The sequence below is a fragment of the Citrobacter sp. Cpo126 genome (genome assembly GCF_030332445.1).
Taxonomy (GTDB): domain Bacteria; phylum Pseudomonadota; class Gammaproteobacteria; order Enterobacterales; family Enterobacteriaceae; genus Citrobacter; species Citrobacter portucalensis.
The window spans coordinates 1-23,644 of record NZ_JAOWHT010000035.1 but is presented as its reverse complement, the minus strand read 5'-3'; the positions used below and the strand labels follow the sequence as shown (position 1 = coordinate 23,644).

Below are 23,644 nucleotides of genomic sequence, written 5' to 3'. Positions count from 1 at the left end.
AGGATAAAGGCAGGTTTAGTGGTGCAGAGAGTCTGCCGGGGTGGCCACCGCTTCGTTGGCGACCAGGTTTTTATTAAAACGTTTGGCGTACAGCGCGGTGATAATCGGCACCAGAATGGCGGTGACAATTACGCTGGCGGCAACCAGCGCCGTAGCGGATGCGGCAACCGGTTCGAACGCTGGGTTAATCTGGGCGATAATCACCGGGTTTGCTACCGCAGCGCCTGCTGCTGAAGAGGCTGCGACGCCTGCCGTACCGTTCCCGCCACCAATAACACGGTCAGCAATAATCAGCGGGATACCGGTGATGACGATAACCGCGACACCCAGCATGATACCCAGCAGACCGGTATCAACGATCACGCTCAGGTTAATAGTGTTACCCAACGCGAAGCCGAAGAACGGGATCAGCACCGGTGTGGCTTTGCTGAAGAAAGAACGCAGGTCGTGATCCAGGTTGCCCAACGTAAAGCCAATCAGGAACGGTAATACCGCGCCGATGAAATGGTGTGGCTCGAAGGAGGCCAGACCCGCAGAGCCGAGGATCACCATGGTCATTAACGGACCGGATTCCAGAGACATCAACACAAATGCGCCGGACTCTTCTTTGGTGCCGTACTGGTTCATCAGGCTGGCGTACAAACCACCGTTGGTCATGTCCATTGCGGAGACAATTGCCAAAACTGAGAGGCCTGCAAAGAACCCAGTTTGAATACCGGTATCAGGAATAAATGAAGCAGCAATCATTGCCACTACCCACGCCACGGCTATTTTGGTTATTACCAGCGTACCGGACTTGCGTAATACCGTACCGGTTGCCCGCAAATCAATAGATGCGCCGATACAAAAAAACCACACTGCCAGAATCGGTACCGTTCCGCTGATCATTCCTTTGGTAAACGAACCAAAATACGCACCGGTATCCGGAGCTAACGTATTTAACACTGCGCCTAATAACAGAGGAATCAACATCATTCCGCCGGGGATGCGTTCAATCGTGGCTTTAATTTTCATAAACGTCCTCATGTCTTGTCGCTGCTAAAACTCGCGCAAGAGGGTAAAAATTAATAAATTCAAATGGTTACTGGTATTTCTTAACAAAGAAAATCGCTATCTCTTTGTTTTATAAAATCTAACGCGGCATACGTTGAGCGTGTTGCTGCTCCCAGGGATATTGCGTCTGGAATTAGTTTGCATTCATGGGAACATTGATTCAATCAAAATAAAACGATGTTTTAGTTATCTTCATCACATATTCCGAGCAAAAGTTCCAGGTCGGTCTGATTATTAAAAAAGCTGTGATCTTTTTGTGAAGGGATTAGGTGGTTTTTTTGCTAGCAGAATAATAGTGACCGCTGTGATTGTTGGTGCAATAAAGCGATTTATTCTTGTATTTAATTGTCAGTAAATCGCAAGCATTACATGTAAAAAAGCTGACTAAGAATGACCTAATTTACGCATGTTGACGAAATGAAAAACTATATGTGAAGTTGATCACAAATTTAAACGCTGTTAGGGTAAAGAGGTCATTAACCGCCCAATCAGGCGTCAACAGGTTCGGTTGTACTGTGCGTTTCTCGTCAGTGTAAGTAAACCTGCTACGCTTGTTACAGGGAATGCGCCTGTGCATTCCCCGCTCGGTGATGACCCTGACGCATAGGCGTTAGGGGACTCGAACTGGAGCGTGACAGGGCTAAGTCTATGAGGACGAGTATGCTAAAAAGGAAAAAAATAAAACCGATAACGCTGCGCGACGTTACCATCATTGATGACGGTAAATTGCGAAAAGCCATTACCGCAGCGTCGTTAGGTAATGCGATGGAGTGGTTCGATTTTGGTGTTTATGGATTTGTTGCTTACGCATTAGGTAAAGTGTTCTTCCCGGGGGCTGACCCCAGCGTGCAGATGGTTGCTGCACTCGCCACCTTCTCTGTTCCCTTTCTGATTCGACCGCTTGGCGGATTGTTCTTCGGTATGCTCGGCGATAAATACGGTCGTCAGAAGATACTCGCTATCACCATCGTGATCATGTCGATCAGTACATTCTGTATCGGTCTTATTCCCTCTTATGCCTCAATTGGTATCTGGGCACCGATTCTGCTGTTGCTGTGTAAGATGGCGCAGGGGTTCTCGGTCGGCGGAGAGTATACCGGGGCATCGATTTTTGTCGCAGAGTACTCGCCAGACCGTAAGCGCGGATTTATGGGCAGTTGGCTGGACTTCGGCTCGATTGCCGGGTTTGTGCTGGGCGCGGGCGTGGTGGTCCTGATCTCAACTATCGTCGGCGAGGATAACTTCCTTGAGTGGGGCTGGCGTATTCCGTTCTTCCTGGCGCTACCGTTAGGGCTGATTGGTCTGTACCTGCGCCATGCGCTGGAAGAGACGCCGGCGTTCCAGCAGCACGTGGATAAACTGGAGCAGGGCGATCGTCAGGGTCTGCAGGAAGGTCCTAAGGTCTCGTTTAAAGAGATTGCGACTAAGCACTGGCGCAGCCTGTTGGCATGTGTTGGTCTGGTGATTGCCACCAACGTCACCTACTACATGCTGCTCACCTATATGCCGAGCTATCTGTCGCATAACCTGCATTACTCTGAAGACCACGGCGTGTTGATTATTATCGCCATCATGATTGGTATGCTGTTTGTGCAGCCGATTATGGGGTTGCTCAGCGACCGTTTCGGGCGTCGTCCGTTTGTGATCATGGGCAGTATTGCGCTGTTTGTGCTGGCGATTCCGGCATTTATTCTGATTAACAGTAATGTTATCGGCCTGATTTTCGCCGGGTTGCTGATGTTGGCGGTGATCCTCAACTGCTTTACCGGGGTGATGGCGTCAACGTTACCGGCGATGTTCCCGACGCATATTCGCTACAGTGCGCTGGCCGCCGCGTTTAATATCTCGGTATTGATCGCCGGTCTGACTCCGACATTGGCCGCATGGCTGGTGGAAAGCTCGCAGAATCTGATGATGCCTGCTTATTATCTGATGGTGATTGCGGTAGTAGGTTTAATTACCGGCGTGACCATGAAAGAGACGGCTAATCAGCCGCTGAAAGGAGCGACACCTGCTGCTTCGGATATTCAGGAAGCGAAAGAGATCCTCGGCGAACACTACGATAACATTGAACAGAAAATCGAAGATATCGATCAGGAAATTGCTGAGCTACAGGTTAAGCGCACGCGTCTGGTGCAGCAGCATCCGCGTATTGAAGAGTAACGGTGTTATTGCCTGATGGCACTACGTTTATCAGGCCTACGGGCAGCATTGTACTCAGTAGGCCGGATAAGGTGTCTTATGATATCAACTTAAGGTTGGCTTAATCTGTGTCAGGCAAACTCTCCTCCATAGTTTCGGAGGAGAGTGTCATGAAAACCCGTATTTATGAAAGTTTGACCACCGTGTGCAGCGTGCTGATCGTCAGCAGCTTTTTGTATGTGTGGGTGAGCTCTTACTGATTTTTCGCCAATTCCACCCATGCGCGAGTGCCGCTGGCTCCCTGGCGATTTTGCAGATAGAAATGACCCTGATGTAACTGGGTGATACGACTGACAATACTCAGCCCCAGCCCAATCCCACCAAAACGGCTGTCCATTCGGACGAATGCTTTACTTAACTCCCCGCATTTACTTTCATCAATGCCCGGCCCTTCATCTTCGACGGCCAGGACGGCATCATGCTCAGTGTTCAGGCTAATCGTAATATGGGTGCCTTCCGGGCTATAACGATGCGCGTTTTCCACCAGATTTCGTAGCAGCATCCGCAACAGCGTAGCATCGCCACGCACGACAACGTCCGCCGCGCTTTGTGGCAGGAGCAGCGTCTGTTTACGTTGGTCCAGCATGGTGCTGAGTTCATCGTAAGAGGGCAGAATAACGTCCTCCAGCAGTTTGACATGCTGATAGCTCCCGGCCGAAAACGACTGTCCGACGCGGGCGAGTTGCAGCAGCTGCGATACGCTGTCCATCATTTGATCAAGGCGGGCAATCAACGGCGTAACGTCGACCTTATGGGTTTTGGATAATAATTCCAGATGCAGGCGAACGCCTGACAGCGGTGTGCGCAGTTCGTGGGCGACATCGGCGGTAAATAAACGTTCGTTTTCAATAGTGCTGGTCAGCCGCGTTACCAGGTCATTGAGCGCTGAGACAACGGCCTGGATCTCAACGGTTGAGCTGTGAATTTCAATCGGGGCCAGGTTATCGGCTGCTCGCGCCTCTAACTCTTTTTGCAGATCTGCCAGCGGGCGGGTTATTCGTCGCACCGCCTGATAGCAAATTAGCAGCGTCAGGCTGACCATAAAGATGCCGGGGACGATCAGGCTGGCGATAGCCTCGCGGATCTCATGCATGATGTGGCGATCGTTGTTACGGTTATCGCGCAGCGCCTGTTCGAATAACTGTATTTGCTCGGTACTTTCGTGCCACAACCAGAAGGTGCTAATGAGCTGAAAGACCAGCAGAATTAGACCGATCGTCAGTATTAACCGTTGGCGAAGAGGGAGAGGTCGTTTTAGATATTGCAGCAGCTTCACTTAGCTTTCCTCAGTGGCGACCAGCATATAGCCAAATCCCCTGACCGTGCGGATACGTGATTTCCCCACTTTATCGCGCAGATTATGGATGTGGACTTCCAGCGTATTGGTCGACGGTTCGTTATCCCAACTGTAGATGTCGTTATACAGAATTTCCCGGTGAACAGGACTGCCTGCCTTGAGCATCAGACGCGACAGGAGCGCGTATTCTTTCGGCGTTAAGATAACCTCTTGTCCGTCCATCCACACCTGGCGACGACCGATATTCAGCGTCAGATTGCTGACAATTAATTCACTTTCACCCTGATTGTTGTGGCGACGCAGAAGTGCCCGGATGCGGGCGTGCAGTTCTTCCAGTGCGAACGGTTTGACCAGATAGTCATCGGCACCCACGTCCAGCCCGCTGACCCGGTCTTTGAGCGTGTCACGGGCGGTGAGGATCAGCACGGGGAGAGAGTATTTCTTCTGTCTGATGCGGGTCAGGAAGTGCAAGCCGTCTTCATCCGGCAAGCCCAGGTCCAGAACAACCAGACTGTAATGTCCGGTCTCCAGACACTGCTCGGCTGCACGGGCGGTTGACACGCCATCACAGGCGTAGCCTTCTGTTTGTGCAGCGAGTATCAGTCCCTGTAGTAACAACGTGTCGTCTTCAACAATCAGAATTTTCATTCTTTTAGCCTCCCCGGCAGGGTTGCAGAATATCATCTGCCGCCTGATATTTCTGTGTTTGCACGCCCGTTAATCCCAGCAGAGTTGAGAAGAGATTATCCTGCGAGAAGTCTTCTGAGCTTGCCCGTTTTTGCAAACATGTCTGAGAGACCTGATAGCGTTGCTGATAATCCTCGGAGAGCCACAGCAGCATCGGCACATGTTTTTGCGTATCTGGTGCAATCGAATACGGCAGGCCGTGCAAATAGACGCCATTTTCCCCTAAGGATTCGCCGTGATCGGAAAGATAGACCAGGCTGGTGGTGAAATTATCCTGATGCTCTTTCAGTATATTGATCGCTTTATCAACAATATAGTCAACGTAAAGAATGGTGTTGTCGTAAGTATTGACCAACTGTTGCTGCGAACAGGTCTGGATTTCGTTGGTATCGCAGGTTGGCGTAAATTTCTTAAACTGCGCAGGATAGCGGTTGTAATAGGTCGGACCGTGGCTGCCGATGGTATGCAGCACAATCACGCCGTCGCCTTGCAGATTATTAATGTACTCTTCCAGCCCGTGGAACAGGACTTCATCGTAGCATTCGCCGTCAATACACTGCCCTGGCAGGTTCAGCTTAGTCATATTCTGGTGTGGAACCCGGTCGCAAGCCCCTTTGCAGCCGCCGTCGTTATCGTTCCACAGAACGTTAATTCCCGCCCGCTGAATGATGTCGAGTACGCCTTCCTGATGCTGTGCCAGTTCTTCGTCGTAGTGCGCGCGTGGCATATCCGAGAACATGCAGGGTACTGATACTGCCGTTGCCGTTCCGCAGGATGTGGTGCGGGGGAAATAGACCACATCATCTTTTTCCAGCAGCGGGTTGGTCTGGCGCGAGTAGCCTGACAGGGAGAAGTTATCGCCGCGCGAGGTCTCGCCGAGAACCACAATCGTCAGGTTCTTACGCTTTTCTTTCACCATCAACGGATTGCGATGTGCATCCTCGCCAATGCGCACCAGCGGCAGGTGGGCCAGTCGCTGGTGTGAATACCAGGATGACGTCGCCACAATGCTGTTGGATGGACTGAGGGATTTCACCAGTTCTTTGTTGTTGCGAAACAGTGAGGCGTAATCTTTATAGAAGAACGCAGCGACCAGCACGATCAGCAGCGCGGAGATCAGAATGTTCGCGCCACGAAACAGTATGCTGCGCATGACTGGCGTGATCGGTTTGATTTTTACCCAGCAGGCAATGAGCGCGGCCAGAATGCCGCTCACCCCGAGCGTGATGAGCATTTGCGGCGTCAGCAAAGCAAAGGTTTCGGCGGGCGTAGTGTCCATCATATTAGCGATCATCGAGCGGTCGATGATGATGCCGTAGGTCATGATGAAATATTGGGCCGATGCGCCAACCAGAATGAAAATGCACGCCACCAGGCGATTAAGCCACAGGAATGAGGCCAGCGTCAGCACGATGTTCATGACGCTGAACGCGACGACCGGCATTGATAAAAACACCAGCACGTTACGCACAGAGTCCAGAGGCAGGTCTTGCAGCACTTGTTTATAGAACGCAATGTTCAGGAAGGTCGCAAGATAAAATGAGATCAGCAGAAGCCAGCTGATTAGCCCGAGAGTGGGCCTTTTAAACAAGAGCTTTAACATTAAGGGGGTTCCATCGACTATGTGGCGCAAATCCTCTCAAAGTAAAATTAAGCCAACCTTAAGTTCTTAATGTTGATTTTTCGAATATCAGCGAGGCAGCGGAGGCCCGATGAACTGACGCCATCGGGCAATGACGATTGCTTAAGTTAGTTATTGTTCACTGGTGCATCCAGTGGATACGGGTTTTTATGGATCCGGTTGTAGTTCAGTGCGTACAGCGCGGTGATGATCATCAGCGTGACGAACGACCACATCACTTCTTTGGCGCCGGAACCGACAACCGCCCAGATGCAGTAGACAAAGGCGATAAAGGTCACCAGTAAGTACATCGGGCGTGCTTTACCAAAGTGACCATGGCCGAGCAGCAGCAGCGCGGCGCAGGTATACAGATACGGCACCAGGGTGAAGATAACGGAGACCGAAGAGACCAGACCAAACTCTTTCGCTGCGTTCGGCGACATGCTGCTGAACTGGAAGATGGTCATCAGGATGCCGACGATAATTAACCCGGCCACTGGCGTACCGGCTTTGTTCACGCGGGCAAAAATTGGTGGGAACAGGCCGTCATCGGCTGCGGCTTTGGCGGTTTGCCCGGCAAGCAGCGTCCAGCCGCCCAGAGAACCAAGACACCCGGCAGCAGCACAGAAGGAAACTATCGCCCCAGCGGTGTCACCCAGCGCTATACGTGCGGCATCACCGAACGGAGAGGCTGATACACGCAGCGCCGCGTTAGGGATCATACCCATGATTGCGGTGGTGGAGAGCACGTAACAAACAGCGGCAATCAGCACGCCGCCCATGGTGGCGATAGGTACGTTACGTTTGGGATTTTTAACCACGCCAGCCGCAACGGAGGCGCTTTCCACCCCGATAAATGACCACAAGGTGACGTTCAGAGTGCTTTGAATCGCGCCGAAGGTGTTCATCCCGCTGACGTTCCAGGCTGCCATATAGGTTTCACCGCGGAACCAGAACCAGCCGAAGACGGCAATCCCGACAATTGGCACCAGTGCCAGTACCGTTGCGACGGCCTGCACGCGGGTGATCATTTTCGGTCCGACAATGTTCAGTAATACGAAGATCCACAGCACTACGACGCAGGTTAGCGTCAGGACCAGCGGATCTTTTAAGATGGGGAAGAAGTAGCTCAGATAACCGACGCCAATGACCACCATGGCGATGTTACCAATCCAGCAGGCCAGCCAGTACAGCACGTTGGTCTGGTAGCCCAAAAAAGGACCGAAGCAGCGGCGGGCGTAAGCATAAGAACCACCGGGACTGGAGTCTAAGGACGACATTTTGGCGTACACCATCGACAGTGCCAGAGCACCGATAATCGTGACCAACCATCCGTAGATTGCAATCCCGCCAGTTGACGCAAGGTTTGCGGGTAGCAGGAATACACCGGAACCCATAATATTCCCCGACACCATAAGGGTGACGGGGATTAAGCCCACTTTGTGAGCATCAGCATCCGTCGACATATTTTTTAACTCCTGATAAGGATAAATGACGCCTTATCATACCTCGTCAAAAGTCTATTTAATGATGACGGAGCTGGGGTATCGCTAATGCTGATATTATTATGGCTTATCGCTAACTGATTAAAAATCAGGCGGCGGATGGCTCCCTATGTTGGCTAACATAATGCAGAGGCGTCATCCCATAGAACTCTTTGAATACGGAGATAAAGTATGAGGTACTGTTATATCCACACAGTTGAGAGACCTGAGAAATGTTTTTGCCGTCCATCAGTAATTGATTGACGGCATATCGCATGCGACATGTGGTAATTATTTGGCTGTAACTTGTATTTTCACTTTTGAGCTTTTTCTTTAACAAACTGGGACTCAGGCATAAGCAACTGGCAACCATGCTTAAATTCCAGTCTTTATGTATATCGCTCTCAATAATGTGATAAACGCTATCGCTGATACAGTTGCGCAGCATATACATGAGCAAAGAAATAAACTTTTTGCTGTCGAGAAAGCGTGATAACACCGTGAACAGTAGCGAGCGCGTACGCTCTCTTTCAGCTTCGTTCACTGTGTCCATTACGCTGTGTTGGGCAGCCACCCTGAAGACATCCGGCGTCAGACACGCGGCGGTCATCACTGGGCTGGCACTGCGTTGCCAGAGTGGGATCTGTGAAAGGTCTTTATTTAAAAAGCGCAGATAATCTTTAATGATATCGCGGCTGATATGTACGACCAATGCGTTATTAAGTGATGAGAAATCGATAATATTATTATCGCATGCCACCAGCGCCATATGATTAGCTTTTAAACTGATGGCTTCTTTACCGTTAATCCTTAACCAAACATCCTTCTCCGTTAATACAACAACACAAGCTTCTTTGCTGCAAAGCCTCATACCCAACTCCAGGAATATGAACATAAAACACCGTAGCTCAACATCAGATGAGCCAAATCGGCTAAATTGAAATTGTATGATGAAACCAGGACTGCAATAAAATAACGTGTCTGAAATTAATTACAATGTTTGGCGGGATTTTTCTTATGTACACATTTTTGTACGCAAGTGGAAAGGCGCTATTTGCGTATAAAAAAAGCGCGGGGTGGTCCCGCGCAAAAAGGTATGACAATGTTATTGTTTTGCAGCAATACTCAGGAATTACTCAAGCATGACATGTCTACCTTAAACATCGGACTATCTATAAAACGACATTATGCTTTCACGCACATAACGTGGTACACACCGTCAATAATTTCCGTTCCTTCGGTTTCATGTTCAAATCCAGGGAAGTGGTGGTCCCAGGACTGCAACGAACGTAGATAACTAATCTGCGGGCTATTGGCGTCGCCAAAGTTTTCCCCGGACAGCAGCATCGGAATTCCTGGTGGGTAAGGAATAACGGAATTCGCGGCTATACGACCCGGCAGATTTTCAATGGCCACCATCTCAACGTTATCGCTGACTATCGCGTTATAGGCTTCACGCGGGGTGATTTCAGCAACAGGCAGGCCGGAGTAAGCCGCGTTAAGACGTGCGCCTGGGTTGTTCTCTTTCAGCCAGGCGAACATGGTGTCGCCCAGATCGTGAATGCCCATGTTGACGTAAGTGTCTGGATGTTCCTCAACCAGTTCTGGCATCACCTGTGCCAGCGGGGTATTGGCATCGTAATGGTGTTTGAAAGAGCACAACGTGTTGATCAGTGTGCCCCATTTCCCGCGGGTAATCCCCATGGAGAACAGGAACATAATCTGGAAATCGGTGGTACGGGTCGGCACGATGCCGTGACGGCCAAGCCAGGCGGTGACCAGTGCAGCCGGTACGCCGTTCTCTTCCAGTTCACCATCGTCGCCCATCCCCGGAGCCAGAATGCTGACTTTGATCGGGTCCAGCATGCTCCAGTTATCCGGCAGGTCTTTAAATCCGTGCCAGGATTCACCCGGGCGCATTACCCAGCAGTTCTGGTCGGTGGTCAGGAGTTGGGTTGGCGCATCGGCAAAGTCATAGGTTTTGCCGGTCTGCGGATCGGTCACAATCTCTTTGTTCCACGGTTTGAAGAACCAGTCGCCTTCGGCGGTGAATTCTTTGTACAACCGTGCCATGGCCTGACGGAAATCGACCGCTTCGTCGATCACTTCTTGGGTGAGCGACAGGCCGCTGTTACCGTCCATCATGGAGACCGCCACGTCGTTTGAAGCACAGATGGCATACAGCGGAGAGGTAGTGGCGTGCATCATGTACGCCTGGTTAAAGCGGGAGAAGTTCACGGCCCCACGACCTTCACGAACGTGAATGTAAGATGCCTGAGAAAGCGCATTCAGCAGTTTGTGGGTCGAGTGGGTGGCAAAAACGGTAGGACCGTTATGATCGCCCGGCGCGCCACGCATGGCGTAGTGATCGGCGTAAATTGGGTTGAAGCGAGCATAGCCATACCAGGCCTCATCGAAGTGGATGCGATCGCTGGTTTGCGCGAGCAGGTCCTGGGCCTCTTTGGCGTTGTAGCAAACACCGTCGTAGGTACAGTTGGTCACAACGCTGTAAGACGGTTTTTGCCCGGCTTTACCTTTGGTCAGCGGGCTTTCGCTGATCTTTTTCTGCAATGTTTCAGGCTGCATTTCCTGCGGGTAGATAGGCCCGATAATGCCGTACCGGTTGCGGCTTGGCACCATGTACACCGGTTTTGCCCCGGTGAGGATAAGCCCCTGCTCGATGGATTTATGGCAGTTACGATCCAGCACCACGACGTCGTTGTCGGTCATACAAGCCTGCATGATGGTGCGGTTAGAGCCGGAAGTCCCGACCACCACGGACCAGGAGCGATCAGCGCCAAACACGCGGGCGGCATATTTTTCGCTCTCGCCAAACGCGCCGGTATGATCCAGCAGCGAGCCGAGCGATGCACGTTCAATACCCATGTCGCTACGGAATAAGTTTTCACCATAGTAATCATGGTAGAAACGACCGGCCGGTGTTTTGGTGAATCCGACGCCGCCCTGGTGACCCGGTGCTGCCCAGGAGTATTCATGGATGTCGCCGTACTTCATCAGTGCGCTGAACAGCGGTGGCAGAAGTTGTTGGCGGTAGCGGGTCATCGCCGCAACGGCGCGACCGGCGATAAAGTCTGCGGTATCTTCCAGAATCCAGGCGAATTCATCGACAAGCTCCAGCAGGTCGCGATCCAGCGATGCGGTGGCTTTTTCGCGATCGCCCAGCAGGAAAACGGGAACGTTTTGCTGGCGCTCGTGGAGCTTGCCGATCAATTGCCTGACGTTCAGGTGCTCGTCTTGTTGTTCCATTTGATAGCTGAACATCAGGCAATCAATGGCTTCATTGGCGGCGAGGATTGCGTAACCATCGTCGAATGAGGTGGACTTAATGACGGTAACATTTTGGCGGCTTAATGCGTCAGCCAGACGTTCGACAGCGCTACCGACCCAGGTGTCCTGATGCAGAAACTCACTTTCAACAATTAATACTTTCATCATCTTTTACCCGGTTGTGGAAAGGTTGCAATCTATGAATTGCAGACACACCGTATGAATGTGACGCAGGCAAGTATTATCCTGTCAAAATGGGCTGTAAAGCGGGTGAAAAATAGTCTGATTTGTGTTTAATTTGTTTTTAAACAGTAGGTTATGTTTGCTTGTTGGCGGTTTTTCACCACCGTTTATCGACAGGGGGAATATTTTTTTGGCTGATACTGATATTGCCGAATGATATCAACCAGCGATTGTTTGCCGATGCTGCTGGCTTAGTTTGCGGTACTGCTGCGGCGACATGCCGACAAACTTGCTGAAGGTGTCATAAAAACGGCTGCTGGATCGGAATCCGGCGGTCAACGCAACGTCGAGAATGGTTTTATCGGTATCGCTAAGCAATGCGCGGACGTGATTGATCCGCATTGCCGTGATGTACTGCTTCAGGGTGAGTTGCATTACGCGTTGGAAAATCCCCATCGCGTAGTTGGCGTTGAGCTTCACGTGTTCCGCGACGTCGTTGATGGTGAGCGCCTGATCGTAGTTGTCGGCAATAAAGCTCAGCATTTGGCTGACGTAAAACTGGGCGTGCCGCGACACGCTGTTTTTGTGGGTCCGCGAGGTTTTATTGACCAGGATAGGCTGCCAGCCGGAAAGGCTAAACCGCTTGAGCATCAGACCAATTTCATCAATGGCGAGCTGGCGAATTTGTTCGTTCGGGTTGCTCAGTTCCTGTTGCCAGCGCTGAACCTCAAAGGTGCTCAACTGCTGCGACGCCAGCGATTTGATGACCATTCCATGGGTAACATGGTTGATCAGCTCGCGATCCAGCGGCCAGGAGAGGAAAAGGTGCATCGGTAAATTGAAGATAGCCATACTTTGGCAGTTGCCCGGACGCGTGAGCTGATGCGGTGTACAGGCCCAGAATAGCGTGATGTGTCCCTGTTTTATCTGCACGACTTCGTTGTTGATAAGGTACTCGACGTCACCATCAAACGGGACATTGATCTCCACTTGCCCATGCCAGTGGCTGGCAGGCATAGCATGCGGTGAGCGCAACTCGATATCCATCCGTTGATATTCTGAGTACAGCGATAGCGGGCTGCGGGTTTGTTCTTCATCGCTACTGCACATGTGCGGATCGGGAGGGAGGGGCGATGTCGGTAATGTACTCATGGTTGCTCCATTTCCTGAATTATCAGAATCATGTCATTTAACACGTATTAAGGCTGAGAATCAGGACACAAATTGGACCGTTACCATTGAGCATAGCGACATTTTGCGGTCGCATACTCTGCTTTTTGGGTAATTTTGTCCCATAAACTCAGATCCAATAGGGCGCAGAGTGATGATCTGAGTTTATGGGAATGCTCAGCAGGGAAGTCGGAGGTTTTCATCTATGGGCTGTGCCACCATGACTGTGTTCACTAATGTTCTGGAGAGTCATGATGTCTGCACCCAAAATTACCTTTATCGGCGCCGGTTCCACGATTTTCGTCAAAAATATTCTTGGGGACGTCTTTCACCGCGATGCGCTTAAATCTGCGCATATCGCCTTGATGGATCTCGATCCTACGCGTCTGGAAGAATCACACGTTGTTGTGCGCAAGTTGATGGATTCTGCGGGCGCGTCTGGACGAATCACCTGCTATACCGATCAAAAAGCAGCATTACAGGATGCTGATTTTGTGGTGGTCGCTTTCCAGATCGGCGGCTATGAACCTTGTACCGTCACCGATTTTACGGTGTGTAAACGCCATGGCCTGGAGCAGACGATTGCCGACACGCTGGGGCCGGGCGGCATCATGCGCGCGCTGCGCACCATCCCGCATTTATGGCAGATTTGTGAGGATATGACCGAAGTCTGTCCGCAGGCCACGATGCTTAACTACGTTAACCCGATGGCAATGAACACCTGGGCAATGTATGCGCGCTATCCGCATATTAAGCAGGTTGGGTTGTGTCATTCGGTGCAGGGGACGGCGGAGGAGTTGGCCCGCGATCTGAACATCGACCCTGCTTCTTTGCGCTATCGCAGTGCCGGGATCAACCATATGGCGTTTTATCTGGAGCTGGAGCGCAAAACGGCGGACGGTGCCTATGTGAATCTCTACCCGGAGCTGCTGGCGGCCTATGAATCCGGTCAGGCGCCGAAACCAAATATTCACGGAAATACCCGTTGCCAGAACATTGTGCGCTATGAAATGTTCAAAAAATTGGGGTATTTCGTCACCGAATCGTCGGAGCACTTCGCCGAATATACGCCGTGGTTTATCAAACCGGGGCGTGAAGATCTGATTGAGCGCTATAAGGTGCCATTGGATGAATATCCGAAACGTTGTGTGGAACAGTTGGCGAACTGGAAAAAAGAGCTGGAAGAGTACAAAACGGCTGAGCGGATCGACATTAAACCGTCGCGCGAATATGCCAGCACTATCATGAACGCTATCTGGACCGGTGAACCGAGCGTCGTGTATGGCAACGTTCGCAATGACAATCTGATCGATAACCTGCCGCAAGGCTGCTGCGTTGAAGTCGCTTGTCTGGTAGATGCGAATGGTATTCAGCCAACGAAAGTCGGGACTCTCCCGTCACATTTGGCGGCCATGATGCAAACCAATATCAATGTTCAGACCCTGCTAACGGAAGCCATCCTGACGGAGAATCGCGATCGCGTTTATCACGCGGCGATGATGGATCCGCATACCGCCGCGGTACTGGGGATTGAAGAGATTTATGCGCTGGTGGACGACCTGATCGCGTCTCACGGCGACTGGCTGCCGGCCTGGCTGCACCGTTAATACACAATCACGCCGGGCATTGTATCCGGCGTTTAACCTCTGACGTTTCCTCTTACAGAAGGCGGGCGCTGGTAACAGCGACCCGATACCCTATGAGCATATCTCTGACAACAAAACTCAGTTATGGATTTGGAGCGTTTGGTAAGGATTTCGCCATCGGTATTGTGTACATGTACCTGATGTATTACTACACCGACGTAGTGGGATTATCGGTGGGGCTGGTCGGAACGTTGTTCCTGGCGGCAAGGATCTGGGATGCGGTAAACGATCCCATCATGGGTTGGATTGTGAACGCCACCCGATCGCGCTGGGGAAAATTTAAACCCTGGATCTTGCTCGGTACGCTGGCGAACTCATTGGTGCTGTTTTTGCTTTTTAGCGCACATCTTTTTGAGGGTACTGCGCAGGTCGTATTTGTTTGCGTGACGTATATATTATGGGGAATGACCTACACCATTATGGATATTCCATTCTGGTCACTGGTGCCAACCATTACGCTGGATAAACGCGAGCGTGAACAACTGGTGCCGTACCCCCGTTTCTTCGCCAGCCTTTCTGGGTTTGTTACCGCAGGCGTGACGCTGCCTTTTGTGAGCTATGTTGGCGGAGCCGATCGTGGTTTTGGTTTTCAGATGTTTACGCTAATTCTCATCGCGTTCTTTATCGTTTCCACCGTTGTGACGCTACGGAATGTGCATGAGGTTTATTCGTCAGACAGTGAAGCCACGGCAGACAGCAGTCGTCTTGGGTTGAAAGCGATCGTTGGGCTTATCTATAAAAATGACCAGCTATCCTGCCTGTTAGGTATGGCACTGGCTTACAATATTGCATCCAATATCATTGCTGGCTTTGCCATTTACTATTTTACCTACGTGATTGGTGATGCAAGTCTCTTCCCGTACTACATGTCTTACGCAGGTGCGGCAAACCTGTTGACGCTGATTTTCTTTCCTCGGCTGGTAAACGCGTTGTCACGACGGATCTTGTGGGCTGGGGCATCGGTGTTGCCGGTGCTTAGCTGTAGCGTACTACTGGTGATGGCGCTGGCAGATTTCCATAATATCTTACTGATTGTTATAGCGGGTGTTTTACTGAATATTGGTTCGGCGCTTTTCTGGGTGTTGCAGGTCATTATGGTGGCAGATACCGTTGATTACGGCGAATACAAACTTAATGTTCGTTGTGAAAGTATCGCTTATTCGGTGCAGACAATGGTGGTAAAAGGTGGGTCAGCATTTGCCGCTTTCTTTATCGCGTTAATACTCGGGGTGATTAATTACGCGCCAAATGTCGCGCAGTCTGCCGAAACTATCGTTGGCATGCAGTTTATTATGATAGCGCTACCCGCACTCTTTTTTGTGGTGACCTTAGTCCTGTATTTCCGCTTTTATCGACTGAATGGCGACACCCTGCGCAGGATCCAGATCCATTTACTGGATAAGTATCGCAAGGTGCCGCAGCACCATGAGCAACCGGATATCCCGGCTATTGCGGTAGTGGCTCCAGGCGATGTGAAGGCGTAGCGATGGAATGGCATTCGTTGATTGGATATTTGGCGGCCAGCCTGACGACGCTCTCTTTCTTGCCGCAAGCCATTAAGGTTATTACCACCCGCAATACGCAAGGCATCTCCGGTTTGATGTATGTGATGTTTGTGTGCGGGCTGGTTTTGTGGCTGATTTACGGATTATTGATTGAAGATACTGCCGTCAGCATGGCGAACTTTCTGACACTGTTGTTCGCCTTGCCGATTCTGGTTATCAAGTATCGCAGTAGGTAATGTAGATTGCCGGAGAAGCGTTAGCGCTCTCCGGCCATTTTCAACTGCCGATTGTGCCAGGCCGCCAGTGCGAGGACCGTTGTTAACGCACCGAGCAGGGCGCAGAACATGTCCGACTGGGTATCCCACGGGTCACCCTGCGTGCCAAGGAAGTCATCCGCACCTTGTCCCATTGCCAGCGCAGCCCACCATTCGATCAGTTCATACATTGCGCTAATCGCCAGTGCTACGCAGCAGACCAAAAATGCCAGCATCTTACGACCACGGACAATATTGCCGCGCACTAAAATCTCTCTTGCCGTCAGGGCTGGTACCAGCCCCTGGAAGAAGTGGCCCAGCTTGTCATAGGGGTTTCGACTGAGATCCAGCCATTCCTGAACCTGAAAACCAACGGGGACTTTGGCGTAGGTATACATCCCGCCTACCATCAGAATGATGGCGTGCAAGAAAATCAACGTATAAAGCAGCGGCGTCAATGGGTACTGCTTCATGGTTGCCAGCAACAGCGGGACGACAATAATGACTGGCGTGACTTCCATCAGCCAGGTGATTTTCTCAGAGGCAGAGATACCGGTGTAGATAAGAATCAGCGCCAGGATCAATGCGCCGGTGCGCAAGATTGTGGGGTTCAGAGTGCGGAGCATTGCGAATTCACACGTAATGGAAAAGGTCACTATTCCCTGTGAACGGCAAAAATTCAATACCAGTAAATGGGGGGATAAAGTTGGCCCGGGGGGATCGCTGGACTGACGCCAAAAATTTAGTGCCAGTCCAGTGCCGGGCCGAATGGGTTACTTCGCGCAGTTAGCGCATTGTTTGCTGACGATTTGCTGGAAGAAATCGTTGCCTTTGTCATCGACCAGAATGAAAGCCGGGAAATCTTCTACTTCGATTTTCCAGATAGCTTCCATACCCAGCTCCGGGTATTCCACGCATTCCAGATGCTTAATGCTCTGCTGCGCCAGTACCGCTGCCGGTCCACCGATGCTGCCTAAGTAGAAGCCGCCGTGTTTGTGGCAGGCGTCAGTCACCTGCTGGCTACGGTTACCTTTTGCCAGCATGATCATGCTGCCGCCGTGAGACTGCAACAGGTCAACGTAGGAGTCCATACGACCCGCGGTGGTTGGACCTAAAGAACCGGACGGGTAGCCTGCAGGGGTTTTGGCCGGACCCGCGTAGTAGATCGGATGATCTTTCACGTACTGCGGCAGACCTTCGCCGGACTCAATACGTTCTTTTAACTTCGCGTGGGCAATGTCACGACCAACAATGATAGTACCGCTCAGTGACAGACGAGTAGAAACCGGGTACTGAGAGAGCTGGGCGAGGATCTCTTTCATTGGGCGGTTAAGGTCAACTTTAACCACTTCGCCTTCGCCCGCCTGGCGCAGAGATTCCGGAATGTACTGACCTGGGTTATGTTCCAGTTTTTCAATCCAGATCCCTTCGCGGTTGATCTTGGCCTTAATGTTACGGTCTGCGGAGCAAGAAACACCCATACCAACCGGGCAGGACGCGCCGTGGCGAGGCAGGCGGATCACGCGGATATCATGTGCGAAGTATTTCCCGCCGAACTGAGCACCAAGGCCGAGTTTCTGCGCTTCTTCCAGCAGTTCTTGTTCCAGTTGCAGATCGCGGAACGCCTGGCCGTGAGCATTACCTTCAGTCGGTAGCGCGTCATAGTAGTGTGTGCTGGCCAGCTTCACCGTTTTGAGGGTGCTTTCCGCTGACGTGCCGCCAATAACGAATGCGATGTGATACGGCGGGCAGGCTGCGGTACCCAGCGTGCGCATTTTCTCAACCAGGAAGTTTTTCAGTTTGCCGGGAGTCAGCAGCGCTTTGGTTTCCTGATACAGATAGGTTTTGTTGGCTGAGCCGCCGCCTTTGGCCACGCACAGGAATTTGTATTCGTCGCCGTCCACGCTGTACAGATCGATCTGTGCGGGCAGGTTGGTGCCGGTATTCACTTCTTTGTACATATCCAGCGCCGCGTTTTGCGAGTAGCGCAGGTTATCTTCGATATAGGTATTAAATACGCCTTTGGAGAGCGCCGCTTCATCGCCGCCGCCGGTCCAAACACGCTGACCTTTTTTACCCATGATGATTGCCGTACCGGTGTCCTGGCAGGTTGGCAACACGCCTTTGGCGGCGATTTCGGAGTTTCTCAGGAACTGCAGCGCCACGTACTTATCGTTTTCGCTGGCTTCGGGATCATGGAGAATTGAGGCGACTTGCTGTTGGTGTTCTGGGCGGAGCATGAAGGAGGCATCGTGGAAGGCTTGCTGGGCCAGTAGCGTAAGTGCTTCAGGGGCTACTTTCAGGATTGTTTCGCCTTCAAACTCGCCGACGCTGACGTGTTCGGATGTCAGCAGGTAGTACTCAGTTTTGTCTTCCCCCAGTGGGAAAGCCGCCTGGTAAGTGAATTCAACTTTTGACATTTGCTTCCAGCCTTTTCATTTTTCTCAGGAATTTTAAAATTCTCTGTGTCTTCATGGTGGCGTGCCGTACCAACGTGGACGGCACGCGAACTGTGATTACAGGAAACCGTACATTGCGGCGAAGATCCAACCAAAGACACAGGATACGCTTACGCCGATCAAGCCAGGCAGAATGAAGCTGTGGTTGATAACGAAGCGGCCGATGTGGGTGGTGCCGGAACGGTCAAACTGGATAGCAGCCAGATCGCTCGGGTAGGTCGGCAGAATGTAGTAACCGTAACATGCCGGAGCAGAAGCCACGATGTACGCGGGATCAACCCCGATTGCCAGAGCGACCGGAACAATCGCTGCCAGCGCCGCTGCCTGGGAGTTTACAAATTTGGATACCAGCAGCAGAACAATTGCGTAGGCCCACGGATACTCTTTCACCATATTGCCCAGCACACCTTCGATTTCTGTCATGTGCGCGCCGAACATTGTTTCGGCCATCCAGGCAATACCGTACACCGCCACAATCGCGATCATACCGGAACGGAAGACTTCGTTTTTAGATATTGAAGCGGGATTGGTCTTCGTCAGGATAATAATCAGCGCACCGGTCAGCAGCATGAACATCTGGATAACCAGCACCATTGACAGCGGTTTGCCGCTAAAGGTAGGACGCAGCTCAGAGAACGCGCCAAGCACGGCAACAACGGCGATAGCGGCCAGGAAGATCCACATGGCCAGCCAGTTGCTTTTCGGCAGCTTTTTGTCTAACAGCGTGGCGGTATCGCCATACACATAGTTGTGGTTTTCAGGTACGGAAATGAACTTCTGGAACTCTTCATCTTTATCCAGATCCTTACCACGGAACCAGCTGAAGATACCGATCGCCAGGATACCCAACAGGGTAGACGGGATGGTGATGCTGAGCAGGTCGAGGAATTCGAGATGCTTGCCTTCAAACGTTACGTTACCCAGCATTGCCACCAGTGACACCACGGCTACAGAAACCGGGCTGGCGATAATCCCCATCTGCGCGCCGATAGAACTCGCCGCCATCGGACGTTCCGGGCGAATATTGTTCTTAATGGCAACGTCATAAATGATTGGCAGGATGGTGTATACCACGTGCCCTGTACCGCAGAGAATCGTCAGGGTGCAGGTAACGAAAGGTGCGACGATGGAAACGTATTTTGGGTTACGGCGCAGCAGCTTTTCAGCGATTTGCAGCATAACGTCAAGGCCGCCGGAGGCTTGCAAGGTTGCCGATGCGGCCACCACGGCAATAATAACCAGCATTACATCTACAGGTGGTTTACCCGGCTGGAGATGGAAAACGAAAACCAGAATGACCAGGCCGATACCGCCTAATAAACCCAGCGCGATACCGCCCTTTCTGGCACCATAAAACAAACATATTAATATTATGAGAAGTTGTATACTAAATAACATTTTATTTACCCTCGCGAAAAACCCAGTCAATTTTTTGAAAAATGGATCTGTGCCACATTCTTTTTTGCCAGAATAAGCATCAAAAAATGGTCAGTATTCGATATGTCCGTATTTGCGATTAATGTTCAAATGTCTTGCTAGAATGTTTTTTTAAAGTTATGGCGATATTTAGTTTTTTTCTGTGGCTTTGATCAGAGGAGAGAATCCTCAGGCGATGGGAAGCAGAGCTGAACATGGAGAGCCGCGGTTGACGCTGTAATTTATCTGTTTTGCGTTTTCCGCTATTACATGAACCACCGACAGAATGAGTGAGTGGGTTATTTATGTGATCACGGTCACGCCATTTCATGATGTGATGAAGTTGGCGTGGGGATACTTTTATTTGCTCACAAAAATGTACGGTGTCCATGGTACGTAGCATGGTCTCCATTGCTACCAGTCTAGATTTTGTATGTCTGGTTAATTTCAGACTAATCCTTTATGGGTAAAAATACACACTCTGCGAGTTAGATAATACTTAATTAACTTTTGTTAGCGATTTTGAAATTAAAAACAGTGTGATGTTTGTCAATATTAAAATAATACATTTAACATGCCGGATACAAATATATTTGATCTAACGCAAATTTATAATTTTACAGTGCCAGCTGGTGAAATTGGGATTTTTCATTATTTTAATAATTGTTACTTTCAAATAACAAATAATCCCAAGTGTATTTATTGGCAATATTGTTTAAGCAATGAGTAGTGTTCAGCCTGCACGCGATAACGATAAACAGGTCTGCCGGTCACGCCATAATGGATGCTAGTAAATAAGATGTGACAATTGACGAGCCAGATAAGGTATTTACGGCAAGAGACGCGCGAGATATTGACCTCGTTGGCCAGCTCATCCGTGGAGAACTCCTGATCCTGGTGCTCATCAATCCACTGACACAGCGTGCGTAACGTTTGTGGCGTTAACCCTTTAGGTAAGCGCCGTGCTTCCTGTTCATTGGAAGAGCTGCCGTGAATCAGCTGGTCAAGCTCAGACTGTTCATAGTACTGATGCTTGTCCATCTCATTTTTCTTGTGCAGCCAGCCGGTGAGTGCCTCTTCAAACCGGGAAGCCTGGAAAGGTTTGATCAGGTAGTCAACAACACCGTAGTGAAGTGAATCTTTGATGGTGGTGGCATCAGCGGCGGAAGAGATGACGATGACATCACACTTGCAACCTTCGCTGTGCAGAACCGGTAGCAGGTCCAGACCGTTTTCTTTTTGCATATAAATATCTAGCAAAATCAGATCGATATGATGACCGCTATGAAAGATTATCTCTTTTGCTTTCTCCAGCGTGGAGGCTGTGCCGCAGCAGTGAAAACCGGAGAGTTGCGCGACATAACGGCGGTTTAATTCCGCTACCATTGCATCGTCATCGACAATTAAGACATTGATCATCTGCTGGCCCTCTCACCATTCCACGGTAACTGTACAAAAAATTGGGTGAAGATCCCTGGTTCAGACTCGACGGAAATATTACCGCCAACGTTTTCAACCTGTTGTTTAACAAGCGCTAAACCAACGCCCCGTTCGGTTCCTTTTGACGAAACGCCCTTCTCAAAGATGTGCTCAATGTTTTCGGGGGCAATCCCCGGACCATCGTCATTCACTTCGCAATGCAACCAGCCGTGTCGATAATGCAAGGATACGCTGATCTCACCACCAGGTTCTTGACCTAGCGCTTCCAGGGCGTTTTCAATCAGATTCCCCAGAACGGTAATCAGTACCGCCACCTGATCTTCGTTGCTATTTTCCGGTAACTGGCTTTCATTGCTAATGACCAGACTATGGCCTAAATCAGATGTGCGATTAATCTTACTGAGTAAAAATCCTGCGATCACCGGTGATTTTATTTTTCCTAACAGTGAGCCAATTTCTTCCTGATAATTGTTTGCGGTCTTCAGGATGTAATTTTCAAGCTGCTTATAACTTTTCAGATGCAATAATCCCAGAATCACGTGCAATTTATTCATGAATTCGTGGGATCGTTCACGAAGTGCGTCGGCATAGTTGACCATACCATCCAGACGTTGCATTAGTTTTCGGACTTCAGTCTTATCTCTGAAGGTTGAAATGGCACCGATGATTTTACCGTTGCTGAGTACCGGGACCGTGTTAATTAAGAGTAGCCGATCCTTCACCATGATCTCTTCATCGCGGCGCGGCGTTCCGTCATGTAGTACCTGTGAAAAATCGACCACTTGTGACCACGCATGGCTGAGTGTGGAGAGCTGGGCATCATCTTGTGATTTGTGATAATCCAGCAGCTCCTGCGCCGCCTGGTTAATCAGCGTCACTTCACCGCACTCGTCAACGGCAATAACACCTTCCTTTATAGAGTGCAGCATCGCCTGGCGTTGTTCGAACAGATTGGAGATTTCATAAGGCTCCAGGCCAAACAGAATGCGCTTGAGGACTTTGACTAATACCCATGTGCCGAGTAGCCCAACCAGCACGCCAAATAAGATTGACCAGATGATGCTGCCGCGGCTGTTATTGATCTGCTCAGTCACCCGGCTTAGCTCAAGGCCGATCGACACGACGCCAATCTGCCGGTGATGTTCGTCATAGATAGGAGTAAATACACGTAGAGCTTTAGCCAGGAATCCGCGATTAATGGCGACATTCTCTTTACCCTGCAGGGCCAGCAATATGTCATCACCTTTAAATGGCTGACCGATTCGCTGCGCTTCGGGATGGGAGTAACGAATGCTTTGCATATCAGTGACGACGATGAACAAAAAGTCGTTGCTCTTATTCACCGCCTGGGCAATCGCCTGAATGCCGCTTTCCTCGGGCTTTTTCATTAGTCCCTGGCGGATCTCCGGAGAGTTGGCTAGCGTTCGCGCGACCGCAAGCGCTTTACTCGCTAATGCATCGCGCGTCATGTTGCTGATCTGCGAGAAATAAATCAGATGAACGACAAGCAGCACGGAGAAGAGTACTGCACTAACCATGAGGATCACGGTGGTGCCAAGCTTCATCGGGCGTTTACGTATAGCAGTACGTTGCAGGGAGTATCTCATCACGGTCCTGAAATCACGGTTTGTGCGGGTATTATTGCCTGATGGGGTGCGTAATTCAAAGGTGGTAGGGATTATGGCGCTTAAGTTGTCAGTCCTTCTTCTTTATATAGCGTAGAGTGAATTTCTTTCTATATAGAGGTTTTCATAATAGAGGTTTTCATACCGATTCTCTCCCTTTTTAGGGACGCTTACAGATAATTTCCTTACGATTGTGGATAACTCTGTGTGTAAATGGGTATAAGGCGGGGTTTTGCTGTGGAATGCAGCAGTCAGTCATTTTTCTGTCATTTAAGGGTTGCGGGCCGCAGGAAACTCCCTATAATGCGCCTCCA

At 50.5% G+C, this 23,644-nt stretch carries 18 protein-coding genes; 5 read left to right on the top strand and 13 right to left on the bottom strand.

Going from position 1 to position 23,644, the window contains the following annotated elements; translation table 11 throughout:
• Positions 1–15 precede the first annotated feature (15 nt).
• Positions 16–1,014, bottom strand: coding sequence for a 2-keto-3-deoxygluconate transporter (gene kdgT, locus OGY17_RS14145; RefSeq protein ID WP_128317538.1), 999 nt, complete (start codon positions 1,012–1,014; stop codon positions 16–18).
• Between the two features lie 699 nt (positions 1,015–1,713).
• Here kdgT and proP point away from each other — a divergent pair.
• Both proP and pmrR read left to right on the top strand, forming a co-directional pair.
• Positions 1,714–3,216, top strand: a complete 1,503-nt coding sequence (gene proP / locus OGY17_RS14140) for a glycine betaine/L-proline transporter ProP (protein ID WP_003826737.1) — start codon at positions 1,714–1,716, stop codon at positions 3,214–3,216.
• A gap of 149 nt (positions 3,217–3,365) precedes the next feature.
• Positions 3,366–3,455: an LpxT activity modulator PmrR gene (pmrR, locus tag OGY17_RS14135; protein WP_003826741.1), complete on the top strand. Its 90-nt coding sequence runs from the start codon at positions 3,366–3,368 to the stop codon at positions 3,453–3,455.
• Here the strand turns inward: pmrR and pmrB are convergent.
• From pmrB to melR, 7 genes are all read right to left on the bottom strand, one after another.
• Positions 3,449–4,531, bottom strand: coding sequence for a two-component system sensor histidine kinase PmrB (pmrB, locus tag OGY17_RS14130; protein ID WP_071445611.1), 1,083 nt, complete (start codon positions 4,529–4,531; stop codon positions 3,449–3,451). The genes pmrR and pmrB overlap by 7 nt on opposite strands.
• On the bottom strand, positions 4,532–5,200 hold the full coding sequence (pmrA, locus tag OGY17_RS14125) for a two-component system response regulator PmrA (protein ID WP_008786966.1): 669 nt from the start codon (positions 5,198–5,200) through the stop codon (positions 4,532–4,534).
• Positions 5,201–5,204: 4 nt separating this feature from the next.
• Entirely contained in the window at positions 5,205–6,842 is a 1,638-nt protein-coding gene (gene eptA, locus OGY17_RS14120; RefSeq protein ID WP_048236317.1) for a phosphoethanolamine transferase EptA, read from the bottom strand.
• A gap of 146 nt (positions 6,843–6,988) precedes the next feature.
• The gene (adiC, locus tag OGY17_RS14115; RefSeq protein ID WP_234103561.1) at positions 6,989–8,326 is read right to left on the bottom strand and encodes an arginine/agmatine antiporter; all 1,338 of its coding nucleotides are present in this window, start codon (positions 8,324–8,326) and stop codon (positions 6,989–6,991) included.
• 127 nt (positions 8,327–8,453) lie between these two features.
• Entirely contained in the window at positions 8,454–9,215 is a 762-nt protein-coding gene (locus tag OGY17_RS14110) for an AraC family transcriptional regulator (RefSeq protein ID WP_008786968.1), read from the bottom strand.
• Between the two features lie 314 nt (positions 9,216–9,529).
• The gene (adiA, locus tag OGY17_RS14105) at positions 9,530–11,797 is read right to left on the bottom strand and encodes an arginine decarboxylase (RefSeq protein ID WP_286607636.1); all 2,268 of its coding nucleotides are present in this window, start codon (positions 11,795–11,797) and stop codon (positions 9,530–9,532) included.
• A 237-nt stretch (positions 11,798–12,034) separates the two neighbouring features.
• A complete protein-coding gene (gene melR / locus OGY17_RS14100) occupies positions 12,035–12,967 on the bottom strand; it encodes a transcriptional regulator MelR (RefSeq protein WP_048227451.1) in 933 nt (310 codons plus the stop codon).
• Between the two features lie 269 nt (positions 12,968–13,236).
• Here melR and melA point away from each other — a divergent pair, with 269 nt between their 5' ends.
• From melA to OGY17_RS14085, 3 genes are all read left to right on the top strand, one after another.
• Positions 13,237–14,592 carry an alpha-galactosidase gene (melA, locus tag OGY17_RS14095; protein WP_008786970.1) on the top strand — a complete coding sequence of 452 codons (1,356 nt, stop codon included), beginning with the start codon at positions 13,237–13,239 and terminating at the stop codon, positions 14,590–14,592.
• Positions 14,593–14,684: 92 nt separating this feature from the next.
• Positions 14,685–16,115: a melibiose:sodium transporter MelB gene (gene melB, locus OGY17_RS14090; RefSeq protein ID WP_032942138.1), complete on the top strand. Its 1,431-nt coding sequence runs from the start codon at positions 14,685–14,687 to the stop codon at positions 16,113–16,115.
• A gap of 2 nt (positions 16,116–16,117) precedes the next feature.
• Positions 16,118–16,372: a SemiSWEET transporter gene (locus OGY17_RS14085; RefSeq protein ID WP_032942140.1), complete on the top strand. Its 255-nt coding sequence runs from the start codon at positions 16,118–16,120 to the stop codon at positions 16,370–16,372.
• Positions 16,373–16,392: 20 nt separating this feature from the next.
• Here OGY17_RS14085 and OGY17_RS14080 read toward each other — a convergent pair whose 3' ends face one another.
• From OGY17_RS14080 to OGY17_RS14060, 5 genes are all read right to left on the bottom strand, one after another.
• Positions 16,393–17,016, bottom strand: coding sequence for a DUF2238 domain-containing protein (locus tag OGY17_RS14080; protein WP_234103563.1), 624 nt, complete (start codon positions 17,014–17,016; stop codon positions 16,393–16,395).
• A gap of 147 nt (positions 17,017–17,163) precedes the next feature.
• The gene (gene fumA, locus OGY17_RS14075; RefSeq protein WP_057068411.1) at positions 17,164–18,810 is read right to left on the bottom strand and encodes a class I fumarate hydratase FumA; all 1,647 of its coding nucleotides are present in this window, start codon (positions 18,808–18,810) and stop codon (positions 17,164–17,166) included.
• 96 nt (positions 18,811–18,906) lie between these two features.
• Positions 18,907–20,247: an anaerobic C4-dicarboxylate transporter DcuB gene (gene dcuB / locus OGY17_RS14070; protein ID WP_003031873.1), complete on the bottom strand. Its 1,341-nt coding sequence runs from the start codon at positions 20,245–20,247 to the stop codon at positions 18,907–18,909.
• Between the two features lie 717 nt (positions 20,248–20,964).
• The gene (dcuR, locus tag OGY17_RS14065; protein WP_008786975.1) at positions 20,965–21,684 is read right to left on the bottom strand and encodes a two-component system response regulator DcuR; all 720 of its coding nucleotides are present in this window, start codon (positions 21,682–21,684) and stop codon (positions 20,965–20,967) included.
• Positions 21,681–23,312: a sensor histidine kinase gene (locus OGY17_RS14060; protein WP_191226516.1), complete on the bottom strand. Its 1,632-nt coding sequence runs from the start codon at positions 23,310–23,312 to the stop codon at positions 21,681–21,683. The genes dcuR and OGY17_RS14060 overlap by 4 nt, the downstream gene beginning before the upstream one ends.
• Positions 23,313–23,644: the final 332 nt, after the last annotated feature.